Origin of the sequence: Spirillospora sp. NPDC049024, assembly GCF_040649235.1 — a bacterium.
Classification (GTDB): Bacteria; Actinomycetota; Actinomycetes; order Streptosporangiales; family Streptosporangiaceae; genus Spirillospora.
Genome location: NZ_JBEZFD010000031.1, coordinates 45,782 through 62,478 on the forward strand (window position 1 = coordinate 45,782; position 16,697 = coordinate 62,478).

Annotated in this window: 12 protein-coding genes and 1 riboswitch; of the genes, 4 read left to right on the plus strand and 8 right to left on the minus strand. The window is 73.6% G+C overall.

The genetic code is table 11. The features are described 5' to 3' along the window. Positions 1-17 precede the first annotated feature (17 nt). Genes AB0C21_RS38735 through AB0C21_RS38745 form a run of 3 tightly spaced genes read right to left on the minus strand, consistent with a single transcriptional unit; the run spans position 18 to position 4,987 of the window. Positions 18-1,331 (minus strand): HEAT repeat domain-containing protein, encoded by a 1,314-nt coding sequence (locus AB0C21_RS38735; RefSeq protein WP_500211085.1) that lies wholly within the window; start codon positions 1,329-1,331, stop codon positions 18-20. A gap of 15 nt (positions 1,332-1,346) precedes the next feature. Continuing rightward, entirely contained in the window at positions 1,347-3,848 is a 2,502-nt protein-coding gene (locus tag AB0C21_RS38740; RefSeq protein ID WP_500211086.1) for a multicopper oxidase domain-containing protein, read from the minus strand. Then, positions 3,845-4,987, minus strand: coding sequence for a DUF8744 domain-containing protein (locus AB0C21_RS38745; protein WP_500211087.1), 1,143 nt, complete (start codon positions 4,985-4,987; stop codon positions 3,845-3,847). The genes AB0C21_RS38740 and AB0C21_RS38745 overlap by 4 nt, the downstream gene beginning before the upstream one ends. A 55-nt stretch (positions 4,988-5,042) precedes the next feature. On the opposite strand from AB0C21_RS38745, the gene AB0C21_RS38750 reads away from it, so the two are divergent. Further along, positions 5,043-5,807, plus strand: a complete 765-nt coding sequence (locus AB0C21_RS38750; protein ID WP_500211088.1) for a DUF2249 domain-containing protein — start codon at positions 5,043-5,045, stop codon at positions 5,805-5,807. A 72-nt stretch (positions 5,808-5,879) separates the two neighbouring features. On the opposite strand, the gene AB0C21_RS38755 is transcribed toward AB0C21_RS38750, so the two are convergent. Both AB0C21_RS38755 and metH read right to left on the minus strand, forming a co-directional pair. Further along, complete coding sequence (locus AB0C21_RS38755; protein ID WP_500211090.1) at positions 5,880-6,581, minus strand: helix-turn-helix transcriptional regulator; 702 nt, start codon at positions 6,579-6,581, stop codon at positions 5,880-5,882. Positions 6,582-6,616: 35 nt separating this feature from the next. Continuing rightward, positions 6,617-10,222 (minus strand): methionine synthase, encoded by a 3,606-nt coding sequence (metH, locus tag AB0C21_RS38760; RefSeq protein WP_500211091.1) that lies wholly within the window; start codon positions 10,220-10,222, stop codon positions 6,617-6,619. A gap of 24 nt (positions 10,223-10,246) precedes the next feature. Continuing rightward, a riboswitch (S-adenosyl-L-homocysteine riboswitch) is annotated at positions 10,247-10,329 on the minus strand. A 67-nt stretch (positions 10,330-10,396) separates the two neighbouring features. Between metH and AB0C21_RS38765 the strand changes: the two genes are divergently transcribed. Beyond that, entirely contained in the window at positions 10,397-11,026 is a 630-nt protein-coding gene (locus tag AB0C21_RS38765) for a nucleoside/nucleotide kinase family protein (protein WP_500211093.1), read from the plus strand. On the opposite strand, the gene AB0C21_RS38770 is transcribed toward AB0C21_RS38765, so the two are convergent. The 3 genes from AB0C21_RS38770 to AB0C21_RS38780 form a co-directional block, all read right to left on the minus strand. Further along, on the minus strand, positions 11,027-11,401 hold the full coding sequence (locus AB0C21_RS38770) for a DUF6221 family protein (RefSeq protein WP_149262660.1): 375 nt from the start codon (positions 11,399-11,401) through the stop codon (positions 11,027-11,029). Positions 11,402-11,475: 74 nt separating this feature from the next. Continuing rightward, the gene (locus AB0C21_RS38775; protein ID WP_500211095.1) at positions 11,476-12,729 is read right to left on the minus strand and encodes a lipase family protein; all 1,254 of its coding nucleotides are present in this window, start codon (positions 12,727-12,729) and stop codon (positions 11,476-11,478) included. Between the two features lie 83 nt (positions 12,730-12,812). Next, on the minus strand, positions 12,813-14,006 hold the full coding sequence (locus AB0C21_RS38780) for a glycosyltransferase (RefSeq protein ID WP_500211149.1): 1,194 nt from the start codon (positions 14,004-14,006) through the stop codon (positions 12,813-12,815). Between the two features lie 87 nt (positions 14,007-14,093). Here AB0C21_RS38780 and AB0C21_RS38785 point away from each other — a divergent pair, with 87 nt between their 5' ends. Continuing rightward, positions 14,094-15,482, plus strand: coding sequence for a type I restriction-modification system subunit M (locus AB0C21_RS38785; protein WP_500211097.1), 1,389 nt, complete (start codon positions 14,094-14,096; stop codon positions 15,480-15,482). Continuing rightward, complete coding sequence (locus AB0C21_RS38790) at positions 15,475-16,512, plus strand: restriction endonuclease subunit S (protein WP_500211098.1); 1,038 nt, start codon at positions 15,475-15,477, stop codon at positions 16,510-16,512. Before AB0C21_RS38785 ends, AB0C21_RS38790 begins: the two co-directional genes overlap by 8 nt. Positions 16,513-16,697 lie beyond the last annotated feature (185 nt).

Sequence of the window (16,697 nt, forward strand, 5' to 3'; positions counted from 1 at the left end):
TACCGATGACCCGCGGGTCAGATCTCCAGGGCGCCGGGAGGGTGGCCGTGACGGCGTCCGCAGGAGGTCAGCGCCAGGACGGCATGGCCTTGGACGGACGTCTGCGGGCCCAGAGCCGACGGGTCGACAGACGCCCGGGCCGCGAAGCCGGTGGCGTGGCACTCGTCGGGGATGCCGAGCTCCTCCTTGACCTGGGAGTACCGGGCCTGGAAGGCGGCGCTGTCGTGGAGGTCGATGTCGTCGAAGGCGTCGTCGGGGAAGGGGTCGGTGTGCGGGAGGACGTAGCCGTCCTCGGCCGGGTGGGAGCCGATCTGATCGTCCGGGTCGAAAACGTCGTAATAGCGGACGATGTCGCCGTTCTCGGCGACGCACCAGGACGTCCACTCGTCGCCGCAGCTCGCGCCGTACCAGTGGGCCGCGCCGAATCGGCGGCTCAGGTCGCGGCAGTGCTCCTGGACGTCGGCGGGGTCAAGGTCCTCGTGGGTGGGGAAGGGATCGCCGAACAGGAGCGTCCAGCCGTCGAGGAGCGGGGTCACGTAGACGCGGCGGCAGGAGCGGTGGTCACCGCGCCAGACGTGGTGGTCGTGGTTCCAGGCGGACGCGCCGAGCCGCATCGTGACGGGCTCGGGCTCGGAAAGGCCGAAGGCGTCGAGGACGGCGTCCCGGTCGCCGCTGGGGACGGCGTACCAACTGCCGCACAGGTGCATGGGCTCGGGCGTCTCCGTCGCCGCCTTGACGCGGATCAGCCGCCGCACGAGGGCCTGGTCGCGGTCGTCCAGCGCGGACGGGCCGCCGACCGCGGCGAGGGCCTCCAGGGCCCGGCGCCGGGCGGGGGTGCGGGAGCGCCGGATCCGGCGGAGGAGCGGGACCACGCCGGGCCCGATCTCCTCAAGCGCCCAGACGACGCGTTGCCGGACGTCGGGGTCAGGGTCGTCCAAGAGGGCGAGCAGGGCAGGGGCATGCGGAAGGGCCGCCTCCCCCTTGAGTTGCAGGACGTAGGCGGTGTTCGCGCGGACCTTCGGGCTCGCATGGCTCAGGCCGGGAACGAAGACCGCCAGGTCGGCGATCTCCAAGCCGCTGTGGGCCCAGCCGCAGCGGCGGGCGACCTCGCCGGTGGGCGCGGCCGCCATGGCCTCGACCAGGGGGTCGAGCGCGGGACGGCCGATGCGCCGCAGGACGGTGGCGCTGGTGGCCCAGTCGACCGGCGACTCCTCGTCGCACAGGACGGCAAGGACGGGCCGGACGGCGGGCGCGCCGATGGCCACGAGGGCATCGCTCGCGGCCTTCTGGTCAGGCCCGGCCAACTGGTCGATCAGTGCCTCAAACTCCACGCATGGATGATGGCACTAACCGGTGACATTCACGATTCCGTGGGCTCCGGATTCCCCGTGGCGCATGTCGTGGTCCACGAAGGGGTAGTGGCCGGCCTCGGGAACGACGGTCTCCACGAAGCCGCCTTGGCCGGGCGCCAGGTCGAGTATCTGCGCGCCGCCCGCGTCCCCCTTGCGCAGGAGATAGGCGCCTTCCTTGTAGACGGTGTCGAACTGGGCTCCGACGATGTGGAAGGCGGTGCTGGACGAGGGGCCCGCGTCCACCACCCAGACGCGGACGCGGTCGCCGGTTCGGGCCGTCAACGGGGCGTGGTCGTAGCCGGCGGCGGTGCCGTTGAACATCCAGGCGTCAGGGCGGCCGTCCTGCATCTTGGCGACCTGCTCAGGGGACCCGGGGGCGCCGCGGTACAACTCGCCCTGGACGAGGGCGTATTCGCGGTCCACACGAGGCAGGCCCGGCGGGTCGATGATGACGGCGCCGTACATGCCGTTCCCTATGTGCTGGAGCATCGGCATCGTCGAGCAGTGGTAGAGCCAGGCGCCGGCGTGCTCGGCGCGGAAGCGGTAGGTGAGGCGTTCGCCGGGCTGGATGGTGCGCATGGGGACGTCCGGCGCGAGCGATCCTGCGTGGAAGTCGATGCCGTGTCCCATGGCGGCGTCGTTGACGAGGGTGATGGTGAAGACGTCGCCGACCTTGCCGCGTAGGACCGGGCCTGGGACGGTGCCGCCGAACGTCCACATGCGCTGGCGCACGCCTGGGGCGACCTCCAGTTCCTGTTCGGTGGCGTGCAGTTCGAGACGGTGCTCCTTGCCTCCCGGGGCGGGGGCGAGGGCGGCGTTATAGGGGCGCCAGTTCGGCGACATGGGGGCCGACAGGTCGAGCGGTCCCGATGACATCGCGTGGGAACCGCTCGTCCCGTGATGGTCGCCCGTCGCGTGAGCGCCGTCCGTCACGTTGATCCGCATCGTCATGCCGGCGGCGCGGTGGCCGGCGACGGTGCACCAGCCGTCGACGGCGCTCTTCAGCGGGGGCAGGGTCAGGGTCGCGGTCCGGCCCGCCGCGAGCATGGGCGTGGCCTGCCCGGACGCAAGGCGCAGGTCGTGGGGCTGGGCGTCCTCGTTCGTGACGCGCAGGACGAGCCGGGTGCCGGGGGCGGCGTCGATCGTCCCGGGGCGGATGCGCATGTCGGCGAGCGTCACGTCCACGACTCGGGCGCCGGACGCGGTGACCGCCCGTGAGTCGGTGCCGTGCCCGGCGGGGCCGCCGTGCGCGGTGACGCCGACGGCGAGCGCGGTGAGCAGGACGCCCGCGCTGATGCCCGCGACCGCCGGGGACGGGCGGTGCGAGCGCAGGACGGACGCGGCGGCCAGTACGACGAAAGCGGCCAGCGCGGCGACGACGGCGACCCAGGAGGCACGGGCCGCCCAGGCGGGGGCCGGGAGAACGAGCAGCGGCACGGCCGCGTTGACCACCGCCACGCGGAGCGGCCAGGCGCGCTCGATCAGGGCGGCGTTGGCCTTGAGGGCGGCGGGGCCGCCGCCCAGCACCACGGGAAGCAGAAACGTGAGGGCGCCCAGAAGCGTCTGGCCGACGAAGCCCACCAGGACGAGGGGCAGCAGCCCGTCCAGGCTCTGCTGGGCCGCGTCCACGACCAGGGTCACGACGAACCAGGCCGTCCCGGCGGCGAGCATCCAGGACGCGGCGTTGTGCGGATGCCGCCGCCGCAAGGTCTGCACGAAGGGGACGAGGGAGAGCGCGGCGGCGAGCGCGTAGAGGGCGAGACCGGCGGCGGTGAGCCACCGCAGTTCGACGAGGAGTCCGGTCACGGCGGCGGCCAGGCCGGGGACGGCGGCGCGCAGCGACCAGCGGGCGATCCGTTCGGTGCCGTCCTGGATCCGCGTGCGCAGGACGGTCGGCCACAGCGTGAACAGCGTGCCGAGGACCGACAGGCCGACCCAGCCGAGCAGGTTCACGTGAGCGTGGGCGGCCCGCGCGGACGCGGCGTGCCCGGACGCCATCAGCCCGCCCAGCGTGCCCCCCGCGACCAGCGCTGCGCCCGCCCACACGTACCAGGTGACGACGTGCGCGAACCTCCCGGTCAGGGCGCGCCGCCCGCGCAGCGCCAGCACCGCGACGTGCGCGGCGACGACGCCCACCACGACCGCCGCGCCGCCGACGGCGACCGCCGGGACTCCCCCGGACACCCCGCAGAGGACGGCGGCGATCCCCGCGTTCAGGACCGCCAGCCGCGTGAACGGCCACCAGCGCGCGGGCGGCGGAACACGCAGGAGCGCGGCGGCGAAATGCTCCGTCCACGTGACGATGGCGTTGGTGACGGCGCCGAGCAGGAACACGTGGATCAGCAGCCAGTGCGGTGCGGGCAGCTCGCCGTGGAGCAGGGCCGCCACGACGGTCAGCGCGAGCCACGCGAGGACGGCGCCGTTCGCGACGGCGTGTCCGGCGGCGCGGGCCGGACGGGGCGGGGCCGGCTTCGGCCGCACACCGATGGACGTCATGGCGTTTCCCTTCGCAGCAGGCGGGCCGCGGCCACGGCGCAGCCGCCGAAGAGCAGGAGCGACACCTCGCCGAGGACGCCTCCCGCAGTCCGCAGGCCCGGGACGCCCGAGAGGTCGCCCGCGAGCCGCAGGAGGAGGGACGCGTGGAGCAGGGCGAGGGGCGCGTAGAGGACGGGGTGGAACGGCAGGCGCACCCGGAGCACGGCGGGCAGGATCACGGGGGCGTGCCCGAAGACCATCGACATCACGAAGCCGAGGAACACGGCGTGCAGGGCGGCGTCGTACGGCCCGCCGCCGTCCGGCCGTCCGGTGGCGAGCCAGATCGAACCGGCAACGGCGAGCCAGACATATCCGGCGAGGAGGCAGGCGGCGGCGTAGCGCGGCAGGCCCGGCATGCGGATGGTCCGGCGGGCGACGTCGCGGACGGTGAGCAGGCCGGCGAGCGCGGCCATGCCGAGGCCGGTGAGGCGCCATCCCGCGTCCGGCCAGGGGACGGAGGCGGCGGCGCCCGCCAGGACGAGGGCCGCCGCGAGGACCGGTCCGGCGGTCGCGCGGCGGCCGGCGAACGCGATCCGGGCGAGTTCGAGCCGCTCCCCCGCGATCGTGAGGACCAGGAACGCGGCGAGCCAAGGGACGATCTCGGTGACCGTCCGGCCGCCGATCCACAGCAGGCCGCCCGCGTACCAGGCGACGGCGCCCGCCGTCTGGACGAGCAGGTCGGGCCCGGTGCGGCGGCCGGTCAGGACCGCGATGTAGACGGCGACGAGCCAGCCGCCCGCGGCGGTGAGCAGGAGCCGCCCGGGCCGGTCGAGCCCGGCGGCGGTGGCGAGGGCGCCGGCTCCGGCGAGCGCGGGGGCGGCGTAGGCCCAGGGGCGCGCGAGGGCGACGGCGCGTTCCAGGGAGATCAGCGTGCCGAGGAAGCCGAGCGCCATCAGCGGCCCGTGCCCGGCGGCGAACCCGGCTCGCGGGAGCGGGACGTCTAGGCCCAGTAGAACGAGGGCGCCCCAGAGGGCGGCGACGAGGGAGAGCAGCGCCCCGGCGAGCATCGGGAGGCGGCGCACCGCGAGTCCGCGCCCCGCCCCGGCTCGCACGGCGGCTCCCGCCCGCGTCCCGGCCACCCCGCCCGCCTGTTTCTCCATGACAGAAGTATAAATACATATAGTGTTGTGAAAAACAGATGCAGGAGGAGTGCTCATGACCACATCGACCGCCCACCCGCAGCAGGAGACCGTCCAGGCCATCCGCGACCACCACGAGCGGCTCGGCCGGACCATGGCCGACCACGCCCTCACGATCACCCGCGCGGCCGACCAGCTGGCCGCCCCCCATGACCGGCGCGACGCGCTCGCCGCGTTCTGCGAGGAGGAGGTCCTCCCGCACGCCGACGCCGAGGAGAAGACCCTCTACCGGGCCGCGGAGGACCTCCCCGAGGCGCGGCTGCTGCTGCGCGCGATGCTGGCCGAGCACGCCGTCCTGCGGGAGCGGGTCGCCGAACTGCGGGCGGCGCGGACGCCCGGCGAGGCGGTCGGCGCGGCGGCGGCGCTCAACGCGCTGTTCCAGTCGCACCTGGCGAAGGAGAACGACCTGATCCTGCCCGCGCTCGTGGACGCGGGCGTCGACCTCGCCGGGCTGCTCGCCGGCATGCAGGAGGTTCTCGGCGGCCCCGCGAAGGGCGCGGGCTGCACCTGCGGCGGCCACGACGACCCCGGCACGCCCGGTGCGACCGCCGAGGTGACCGGCGGGGAGCTGGACGTGCGGACCCTCGTCCCCGCCCAGCGGCACGCGCAGATCTTCGAGGCGTTCGGCGCGCTCGCGGCGGGCACGGCGTTCGTCCTCGTCAACGACCACGACCCGAAGCCGCTGTACTACCAGTTCGCCGCCGAGCACCCCGGCGAGTTCACCTGGGAGTACGAGGAGGCCGGGCCCGAGGTGTGGCGCGTCCGCATCGGCCGTCCCTGACCCGGCGCAACCCGCCTGGCGGCCGCGGCGCGGTGGCCGCCAGGCGTTCCGGCTGTTCAGGCGTTCCGGCCGTCAGGCGTCGGGGGCTTCGGAGTCGGTCTCGGTGCGGCTGAGGTGGGCCAGGCACAGGTGCGGCTCGACGAACGGTTCGAGCCGGTCGGCGGCCAGCGGCGCCCGCATCTCGGCGAGCGCGCCCTGGATGAGTCCGAGGTGCAGCGGGCAGACGACCTTCCGGTCGCTTTCGGCGATCTCCAGGAAGGGGCAGTGGACGAGCCGGAGCACGAGGTCGTCCCCGGCCTGCGAGTCGAAGCCGATGCCGTTCAGGAAGTCGGTCAGCCGGGCGAGCGCCTCGTCCGGCCCGACCTTCTGGAACGGCTCGGGCGGCTCGGCGAGGTAGCGCCCCCAGGCGCGCCCGGCCTCGGCCGCGGCGCCGGACGGGTCGTCCATGGTCCCGGCGACGAGGCTGGTGAGGATCTGCGCGAGCAGCCGGTAGCTGCGCACGCCCTCGCCGTCGTCGCCGCGCACCGCCCGGTAGAGGGCGCGGGGACGGCCCGGCCGCCCGCCCTCCGCGGGCCGCTCGGCGGCGCGCTCGGCGAGGCCGGCGCCGACCAGGCCGTCCAGGTGGAGGCGGACGGTGTTGGGGTGCAGCCCCGTGCGTTCGGCGGCCTCCCGGACCCCGAGAGGGCCGAACGCGCGCAGGACCTCCAGCACGGCGGACCGGCTGGCGCCGAGCGGAGCGCCCGGCGCGCCGTCCACCAGCTCACGTTCACCCATTCCGCCATTTTATACAAGCGGAGTGGTAAAAACCATCAGGAGGGGTCGTAGGCCAGGTTGGGGGCCAGCCAGCGCTCGACCTCCGCGACCGGAAGGCCGCAGCGGCGGGCGTAGTCCTCGATCTGGTCCTTGCCGACGCGCCCGACCGTGAAGTAGCGCGACGCCGGGTGGGCGAAGATGAGCCCGCTGACGCTGGCGGCCGGGGCCATCGCGTAGGACTCGGTGAGCTTCATGCCCAGGCGGCCCGCGTCCAGCAGGTCGAACAGGGTCTGCTTGAGGCTGTGGTCGGGGCTCGCCGGATACCCGAGGGCGGGGCGGATGCCGCGGAACCGCTCGGCGTGCAGGTCCTCCAGGGCGGGGTCGGCGTCCGGCTCGAACCAGGCGCGGCGGGCCTCCAGGTGGACGTACTCGGCGAACGCCTCGGCGAGCCGGTCCGCGAGCGCCTTCACCATGATCGACTTGTAGTCGTCGTTCTCCTGCTCGAACTTCGCGGCGAGGTCCTCGGCGCCGAGGATCGTCACCGCGAAGCCGCCGAGGTGGTCGCCGGACGGGGCGACGTAGTCGGCCAGGCAGCGGTTGGGGCGGCCCTCCGGCTTCGACGTCTGCTGGCGCAGCATCGGGAAGCGCGCCACGCCGGGCAGGATGATGTCGTCGCCCTCGGAGTGCGCGGGCCAGAAGCCGTAGGCGCCGTGCGCCTCGAACGCGCCGTCGGCGATGATCTGGTCGAGCAGCTCGTTGCCCTCGTCGAACAGCTCGCGCGCGACGGGCTGGTCGAGGATCGCCGGGTACTTGCCCTTCAGCTCCCAGGCCAGGAAGAAGAACTGCCAGTCGATCATCTCGCGGATCGCGGCGATCTCCGGCCGGACGATCCGCACCCCGGTGAAGTCGGGCGTCGGCAGGTCGCCGAAGTCGACCCGCTCCCGGTTCTCGCGGGCCTGCTCGATGGTGAGCAGCGGGCGGCGCTGCTTGTTCTCGTGCTGCTCGCGGAGCCGGGCCTGCTCCTCGCGGTTGGCGGCGTCCAGCGTCGCGGCGCGCCCGTCGTCGAGCAGGTCGGAGACGACGCCGACGACGCGGGAGGCGTCCAGGACGTGGACGGTCGTCGCGTCGTAGGCGGGGGCGATCTTCACCGCGGTGTGCTGCCGGGACGTGGTCGCACCGCCGATCAGCAGCGGCAGCCTCATGTCGCGGCGCTGCATCTCCGCCGCGACCGAGACCATCTCGTCCAGCGACGGGGTGATGAGCCCGGACAGCCCGATCGCGTCGGCGTTCTCCTGGATCGCGGTCTCCAGGATCTTGGCCGCGGGGACCATGACGCCGAGGTCGATGACGTCGTAGTTGTTGCAGCCGAGGACGACGCCGACGATGTTCTTGCCGATGTCGTGCACGTCGCCCTTGACCGTCGCGAGGACGATCTTGCCCTGGCCGCGGTCGCTGTGCACGCGGCCGGCGGCGAGCGCCTCCTGCTTCTCCTTCTCCATGAAGGGCTCCAGGTAGGCGACCGACCGCTTCATCACGCGGGCGCTCTTGACCACCTGGGGGAGGAACATCTTGCCGGACCCGAACAGGTCGCCGACGACCTTCATGCCGTCCATCAGCGGGCCCTCGATGACGTCGAGGGGGCGTTCGGCCTGCTGCCGGGCCTCCTCGGTGTCGTCCTCGATGTAGTCGATGATGCCGTGCACGAGGGCGTGGGAGAGGCGCTCGGCGACCGGCGCGTTCCGCCAGGACAGGTCGACCTCGCGCTTGGTGCTCTCGCCCTTGACGTTCTCGGCGAACGACACGAGCCGGTCGGTGGCGTCGGGACGCCGGTCGAACAGCACGTCCTCCACCATTTCGAGCAGGTCGGCGGGGATGTCCTCGTAGACGGCGAGCTGCCCGGCGTTGACGATGCCCATGTCGAGGCCCGCCCGCACGGCGTGGAACAGGAACGCCGAGTGCATGGCCTCGCGGACGACGTCGTTGCCCCGGAAGGAGAACGACAGGTTGGAGATGCCGCCGCTGGTGCGGGCGCCCGGGCAGCGCTCCTTGATGAGGGGAAGCGCGTCGATGAACGCCTTGGCGTAGCCGTTGTGCTCCTCGATGCCGGTCGCGACGGCGAGGACGTTCGGGTCGAAGATGATGTCCTCGGCCGGGAACCCGACCTCCCGCGTGAGCAGGTCGTAGGCGCGGCCGCAGATCTCCACCTTGCGCTCGGTGGTGTCGGCCTGGCCACGCTCGTCGAAGGCCATGACCACGACGCCGGCGCCGAAGTCGCGGATGCGGCGGGCCTGCTCCAGGAACGGGCCCTTGCCCTCCTTGAGGCTGATGGAGTTGACGACGCCCTTGCCCTGGACGGTCTTCAGCCCCGCCTCCAGCACGCTCCAGCGCGAGCTGTCGACCATGATCGGGATACGGGCGACCTCGGGCTCGGTGGCGATGAGGTTGAGGAACGTCGTCATCTCCCGCTCGCTGTCGAGCAGGTCGGCGTCCATGTTGACGTCGAGCAGGTTCGCGCCGCCGCGCACCTGCTCGAGCGCCACGTCCACGGCGGCCTGGTGGTCGCCCGCCTCGATGAGCTTGCGGAACTTCTTGGAGCCGGTGACGTTGGTGCGCTCACCGATCATGACGAAGCCGGTGTCGGCGCCGATCTCGAACGGCTCCAGGCCGCTGAACCGGCTCGCCGCGCCGGGCCCGGCGACCTCGCGCGGCCCCATCCCCCGCACCGCCTCGGCGATCTTGGCGATGTGGTCGGGGCCCGTCCCGCAGCAGCCGCCGACGATGTTGACCATGCCGGACGCGGCGAACTCGCCGACCTTGGCGGCGGTCTCCTCCGGCGTCTCGTCGTAGCCGCCGAAGGCGTTCGGCAGGCCCGCGTTCGGGTGGCTGGCGGTGTAGGTGCCGGCGAGGCGCGCCAGCTCCTCCACGTGCGGGCGCATCTCGTCGGCGCCGAGGGAGCAGTTCACGCCCACGACCAGCGGCTCGGCGTGCTCGATCGAGCGCCAGAACGCCTCCACCGTCTGCCCGGACAGCGTCCGGCCCGACAGGTCGACGATGGTCACCGAGATCCACAGCGGCAGGTGCGGGGCGACCTCGCGGGCGGCGGCGATCGCGGCCTTCGCGTTCAGCGTGTCGAAGATCGTCTCGATCAGCAGCAGGTCGACGCCGCCCTCGGCGAGCCCTTCGATCTGCTCGGCGTAGGCGGCCTTGACCTGGTCGAACGTGACGGCGCGGTAGGCCGGGTCCTCGACCCGCGGGGACAGCGAGAGCGTGACGTTCAGCGGGCCGATCGAGCCGGCGACGTACCGCCCGCCGAACTCGTCGGCGGCCTGCCGGGCCAGCCGCGCGCCCTGCACGTTCATCTCCCGGACCAGGCCTTCGAGGCCGTAGTCGGCCTGCCCGATGCTGGTCGCGGTGAAGGTGTTGGTGGTCGTGATGTCGGCGCCCGCCCGCAGGTACTGCCGGTGGACGTCCAGGATCACGTCGGGCCGGGTCAGGTTCAGCAGGTCGGGGTCGCCGGTGACGTCCTTCGGGTGGTCGTCGCCGATGCGGTCGCCGCGGTAGTCGTCGGGGGTCAGTCCCGCGCCCTGGAGCATCGTGCCCCAGGCGCCGTCCAGCACCGCGATCCGCTGCTCAAGGAGTTCGCGCAATGGAGTTCGAGTCATATCTTTTCGAGCACCTCCCATGGAATCTGGGAGGCGCCCTTGCGGAATCAGGTGTGTCTCGGGCCGAGCGTGGCGGGCTCTCGCCCGTTGCAGCGCCTCTCGGCCCGGTACCGAGGTTACATTCCGAGGGGCCGGTGTGTCAGGCGCGGCCCGGGTTGCGGGCAGGATGAGGTGATGCGCGCACGACCGATCTCGCCGTCTCTGGTGGTCGAGGAGCTGGCCGACCGGATCGCCGCTTCGAGGGCCGGTTCCTGGTCGCGGGTGGCGATCGACGGCGCGCCGCCCGCCGCGCCCTCGGACCTGGCCGACGCGCTCGTCTCGCCGCTGCGCGCTCTGGGGCGGGACGTCGTGCGGGTGTCGGCGCGCGACTTCCTGCGCCCGGCGTCGCTGCGCTACGAGCACGGGCGGGACGACCCGGACGTCTTCTACGACGAGTGGCTCGACGTGGGCGGGCTCGTCCGGGAGGTGCTGGGGCCCCTGGAGCCGTCCGGCACGGGGAGGGTCCTGCCGAGCCTGTGGGACGCGGCGCTCGACCGGGCGACGAGGGCGGACTATGTGCGCGTCCGGCCTGGCGGCGTCCTGCTGCTGGACGGTTCGCTGCTGCTCGGCCGGGGGCTGCCGTTCGAGCTGACCGTCCACCTGACGCTGTCGCGCGGCGCGCTGGCCCGCCGCACCCCCGGCGACGAGGCGTGGACGCTTCCCGCCTACGCCCGCTATGACACCGAGGTCCAGCCCGTGCGCGCCGCCGACGTCGCCCTGAAGATGGACGACCCCGGCCACCCCGCGCTGATCATCGCCGCCTGATCAGGGCCGCCATTCCTCCTGGTAGGCGGGGTGGTGGGCATAGGCCAGCGCGAGGAGGCGCAGGACGTTCTCCCGGACGGACTGGGCCGCGTCCAGCTCGGGGGTGCGGTGACCCTGGCCGAGGATCCAGGCCTGCTTCTCGTACTCGTCGACGATCTGGCGCTTGGCGGCCGCCTCGGCGAGCGCGCGGGACGGGGCGTGGCGGGCGATGTGCTCGGCGTACGCGTCGTTCTCCGCCGTCGCGACGTAGGCGGGATCGTCCGTGTCGGTGCTGACCGTCCCGGAGGGGGACGCCTTCCAGGGGGAACCGGAGCAGGCGCGGGCGATCTGCTCGTCCCGGTCCAGCCGGGCGCGGAGGAACTCCACCAAATCCATAGGGCCATCCTGCCCCCTGCGGAGCGGGATGGCCCTACGGGATCGCCTTACAGGAAGGCCCTCCGGGCGCGCGGTCAGGCGGCGCAGTTGCCGGTGACCGGCTTGCCGGCGAACCGGTCGGAGAGGAACGTCATCGCGTCGGGCTCGCTCCAGAGCATGCCGGTGGCGTGCTCGGCGAAGGTATAGGTCTTCCAGGTGACGTTGGCGCCCTTCGCGCACCACGCCTTGTGGAGGGTGTCGGCCTGCCCGGCCGGGATGATCTCGTCGTAGACGGCCTGGGTCTGGAGCACCGGGGCGCTCGGGGCGGTGGAGCCGAGCCTGTTGGCGTCCAGGCGCCGCTGCCACTCGGGCGTGGCCAGCGGGTCGCTGGTCGTGAAGTCGCTGATGTGCTTGAACGCGGTCTGGACGACCGTGAGGGGCCCGTCGAAGCTGACCAGGCAGATGTCCTTGGCCTTGGCCATCAGCGCGCGGCCCTCGTCGTTGAGGTACTTCTCCAGGTCGAGCTCGGGGTAGGCGGCGTCGTAGCCGACGGCGGCCATGAACATGAGCGCGATGAACGGGGAGCCGTCCAGGCCCTTGGCGACGGCCTGCAGGTCCGCCGGGACGCCGCCCGCGAACACGCCCTTGATCGTCAGGTCGGGGGCGTAGGTCTTCGCCAGTTCCGCCGCCCAGCCCGCGGTGGTGCCGCCCTGCGAGTAGCCCCAGATGCCGACCGGCGAGCCGCCGAGGCCCGCGTCCGGGAGGCGCCGCGCGGCGCGGGCGACGTCCAGCAGGGCCCGCCCCTGGGAGGTGCCGACCTCGTATGTGTGCTGGCCGGGCGTGCCGAGGCCCTCCATGTCGGTGACGGCGACGGCCCAGCCGCGGCTGAGCGCGTCGGCGATGAACAGCTCCTCGTAGTCCATGCCCTGGGTGAGGGTGTAGGACGGGGCGCAGGCGTCGCCGAGCCCGCGCGTCCCGACGCCGTACGCGACGAGCGGCCGCTCGCCCTGGCCCGTCCACTCCTTGGTGGGGACGAGGACCATGCCCGACACGGCGTTGGCCTGCCCCTCCCCCGTCTGCGACCGGTACAGCACCTGCCAGGACTTGACGCCCCCGTACGGCGAGTGGCTGATCGGGTCGACGGTGAACACCGCGGGACGCGACCGGATGACGTCACCGGGCGCGCCCGCCGGGAGCGGGGAAGGCGGCTGGTAGAACGGGTCCTCGGCCGGAGGCGTGGGAGCCTGCGGCGCCGCGGCGGCGGTGCCCTGCAGGGCGGCCGCCGTCATGGCGAGGCCGACGCACGACGCCACGGCGGCGCGCACGACCCGGCGGACGGTGATGGACATGGCGGGTACCCCTTCGACATGGCGGCGAGACTTCGCCCCTGCCGTCGGCGTGACGGCCACCTGACCGTAACGTAATTAGACACTTACTCCAATGTCGCCGGGGGAGCATCCTCGGCGCCGGTTTTGTGCGTGGCCGACAAAGTGCGGCCCTTCCATGCGCCGCCCTGCCCGGTGCGGTGCCGGCGCGCGGAGTCGAGCGTCATCGCCGCGTACAGCAGCGCTACGAGCGGCAGGGCCGGAGCACGCGCGGGCGACAGGCCGTAGAAGCGCAGCATCGGAACGTAGGTGGCCGCCATGAGGGCCCAGGCGAGGGCTCCCGCCGCGAGGGCGAGCCCGCCGGGGCCGGACGGTCCGGCGGCCAGTCCCGCGACCGTCGCGGCGGGCGGGACGGCGTAGAGGAGCAGCAGGCCGGCGACGGTCCCGGCGAGCAGGACGGGCGAGTAGCGCAGCTGGTGGTAGGCGCTGCGGGCGATCATCGCCCAGAGGTCGGCGAGGCGGGGGTAGGGGCGGCGGCTGGCGACGGCGCGGCTGAGGTCGAGGCGGCAGCGCCCGCCCGCGCGCTTGACCAGCCGTCCCAGCGCCACGTCGTCGATCAGCGCGTCGTGGATCCGGGCCAGGCCGCCCGCCCGCTCCAGGACGGCGCGGCGCACGAGCATGCAGCCGCCCGCGGCGGCGGCCGTGCGCGCCCCGTCGCGGCCGACGCGGCGGAACGGGTAGAGCTGGGCGAAGAAGTACACGAAGGCGGGGACGACGACCCGTTCCCAGCCCGTGCGGGTGCTGAGCGTGGCCATCTGCGAGAGCAGGTCACGGCGTCCGGCCTCGGCGGCGCGGACGAGCCTCTCCACGGTGCCGGGGGCGTGGGCGATGTCGGCGTCCGTGAAGAGGAGGAAGTCGGGTTCGCCCGCCGCCCGGACGCCCTCCGCCATCGCCCAGACCTTGCCCGCCCATCCCTGCGGGCGCTCCCTCGCGGGCACGATCGTCAGGGCCGGGTCGCCGCCCGCCAGGGAGGCGGCGGTCTCGGCGGTGCCGTCGCCGCTCCCGTCGTCGACCAGGACCACGCGGAAGGCGCCCGGATACCGCTGCGCGAGCAGCGTCGGCAGGGTCTCCGGGAGGACGGCGGCCTCGTCGCGTGCCGGGACCACGGCCACGACCTCGGGCCACGCGTCCGGCTCCGGCGCCTCGGGCAGGCCCGGTCCCGTCCGCCAGAAGCCGCCGTGCGCGAACGCCAGGTACAGCCATCCGGCCAGCGCCGCCAACGCCAGGGCGCCCACGACCATCACGTTCCGCAGCCTCGCACCGCGCCGGCGCCCCGTCCACCAACGGCGTCCCGACGGCGTGCCGGACCTGGCGCTAAAGTCACGCGGATGGACGACGTCCTGTGGAAGGCCGCCGGCAAGCTGCGCGGATCCGTCGACGCGGCGCAGTACAAGGACTTCATCCTCGGGCTCGTCTTCCTCAAGTACGTGTCCGACTCGTCCGGAGACGGGGCCTTCCGGGTACCGGCCGGGGCGCGCTGGGCGGACCTCTCCCCCGCGTCCGAGAGGCTCGGGGAGCGGATCGACGCGGCGATGAGCGCCGTCATGCGGGCCAACCCGTCGCTGGACGGCGTGCTCCCGCAGATCTTCGCCCGGGTCGACCAGCGGCGCCTCGGCGAGCTGGTCGAGCTCATCGGCCAGGTGCGGTTCGGGGGGCGGCCCGCCCGGGACGTGCTCGGCGAGGTCTACGAGTACTTCCTTGAGCGGTTCGCGCGGGCCGAGGGCAAGCGCGGCGGCGAGTTCTACACGCCGGCCGGCGTGGTCAGGCTGCTGGTGGAGGTCCTGGAGCCGTTCCGGGGACGGGTGTACGACCCGTGCTGCGGTTCCGGCGGCATGTTCGTGCAGGCGGAGCGGTTCGTCCTGAGCCACCGGGGCCGGCTGGGCGACATCGCGGTCCACGGGCAGGAGGCGAACGAGCGGACGTGGCGGCTGGCCAGGATGAACCTGGCGATCCACGAGATCGCGGGCGACGTCCGGTGCGCCGACACGTTCTACGAGGACGCCCATCCCGGGCTCGCCGCCGACCACGTCCTCGCCAACCCGCCGTTCAACATGTCGGACTGGTACCGCGACCCCGGCGACGCGCGCTGGCGGTACGGCGTCCCGCCCGCGGGGAACGCCAACTTCGCCTGGATCCAGCACATCGTGGCCAAGCTCGGGCCGCGGGGCCGCGCGGGCGTCGTGATGGCGAACGGCTCGATGTCGTCCCGGCACTCGGGCGAGGGCGAGATCCGCGCGGCGCTGGTGGAGGCCGATCTCGTCTCGTGCGTCGTCGCGCTGCCGGACCGGCTGTTCCGCAGCACCCAGATCCCCGCCTGCCTCTGGTTCCTCGACAAGAGCAAGAGCGCTCCGGGCGAGGTGCTGTTCGTCGACGCCCGGGACATGGGGACGCTCGTCGACCGCACGGAGCGGATCCTCACCGACGCCGACATCGCCCGGATCGCCGGCGCGTACCGGGCCTGGCGAGGCCATGACCACGCGGACGTCCCCGGCTTCTGCCACGCGGCGGCGCTGGACGAGATCCGGGCCCACGACCACGTCCTCACGCCGGGGCGCTACGTCGGCGCCGCCGAGGCGGACCGCGGCGACGAGCCCGCGGCCGACCGGGTGGAGCGGCTCACCAAGGAGCTCTTCACGCACTTCGAGGAGTCGGCGCGCCTCGACCGGGTCGTCCGGGACGAGCTGGGGCGCCTCCGCGACCGGCGGGCCGATGGCTGACGTGGCGCTGGGGGAACTCGTCACCTTCTCCAACGGCCGCTCGCACCCCGCCGCGGGCACCCGCTACCGGACGTTCGGCGCCAACGGCGTCATCGGCACGTCCGGCCGGTTCAACGCCGGGCCCGGCTCCACCGTCGTCGGGCGCGTCGGGACCTACTGCGGGGCCGTCCATTACAGCCCCGACCGGTGCTGGGTCACCGACAACGCCATCATCGCCACGGCGAAGGACGGGGTGAACCCCCGCTACGTCTACTACCTGCTCAAGCGGCTCGGCCTGAACCGGTACCGCATCGGCTCGGGGCAGCCGCTCCTCACCCACGCGATCCTGAACGGCCTCACCGTCCGGCGACCGAGCCGGGCGGAGCAGGACGCGGCGGCGTCCGTCCTCGGCGCCCTCGACGACAAGATCGCGGTGAACGGGCGCATCGCGGCCTGCGGGGACGCGCTGGTCCGCGCCCGCTACGACGAGGCGGCGGCCGCGGCCGAATCCGCCGTGCCGATCGGCGAACTCGGGGAACTGGTGCGCCGCCACGCGCCGCCGCACCGGATCGGGCGGGACGAGAACTACATCGCGCTGGAGCACATGCCGAAGCGGCACATGTGGCTCTCGACCTGGACCGACGCGTCCGGCGTCACCAGCGCGAAACGGCGCTTTGAGGCCGGCGACGTCCTGTTCGGCAAGCTCCGGCCCGTCTTCCACAAGGTGGGGCTCGCCTTCGTGGACGGCGTCGCGTCGACCGACATCCTCGTGGTCCGGCCGAAGGACGACGCCCGCCGGGGCTGGCTCCTCGCCGCCCTGGCCAGCGACGAGGTCGTGGCGCACGCCTGCGCCGTCGGCGACGGCACGCGGATGCCCCGCGCCAGGTGGCAGGACATCGCCGCCTTCCCCGTCCCCTGGCCCGGCGACGGTCCCGCCCGCGCGTTCGGCCGCCTCGCCGGGGCGCTGGCCGGCCGGGCGAAGGCCGCCGCGTCGGAGAGCGCGGCCCTCGCGGACCTCCGCGACACCCTGCTGCCAGAACTGATCCCCTGAACGCGCGGGCCGCCTCGACCTCACCCTGGCTCCGCTGATCTCCGTCTGGGGCCGCAGGCCCGGCGGCCGGTGCCGGGCGGGTTTTCCGACCGCCGCGGGCTCCCTGACTTGGCGGGTAAGAAGCCGCCCGTGGCGGATCATGGACGCGGCGTGACGCGTCCCAGGGTGCGGCAAGGCCCTTGCAC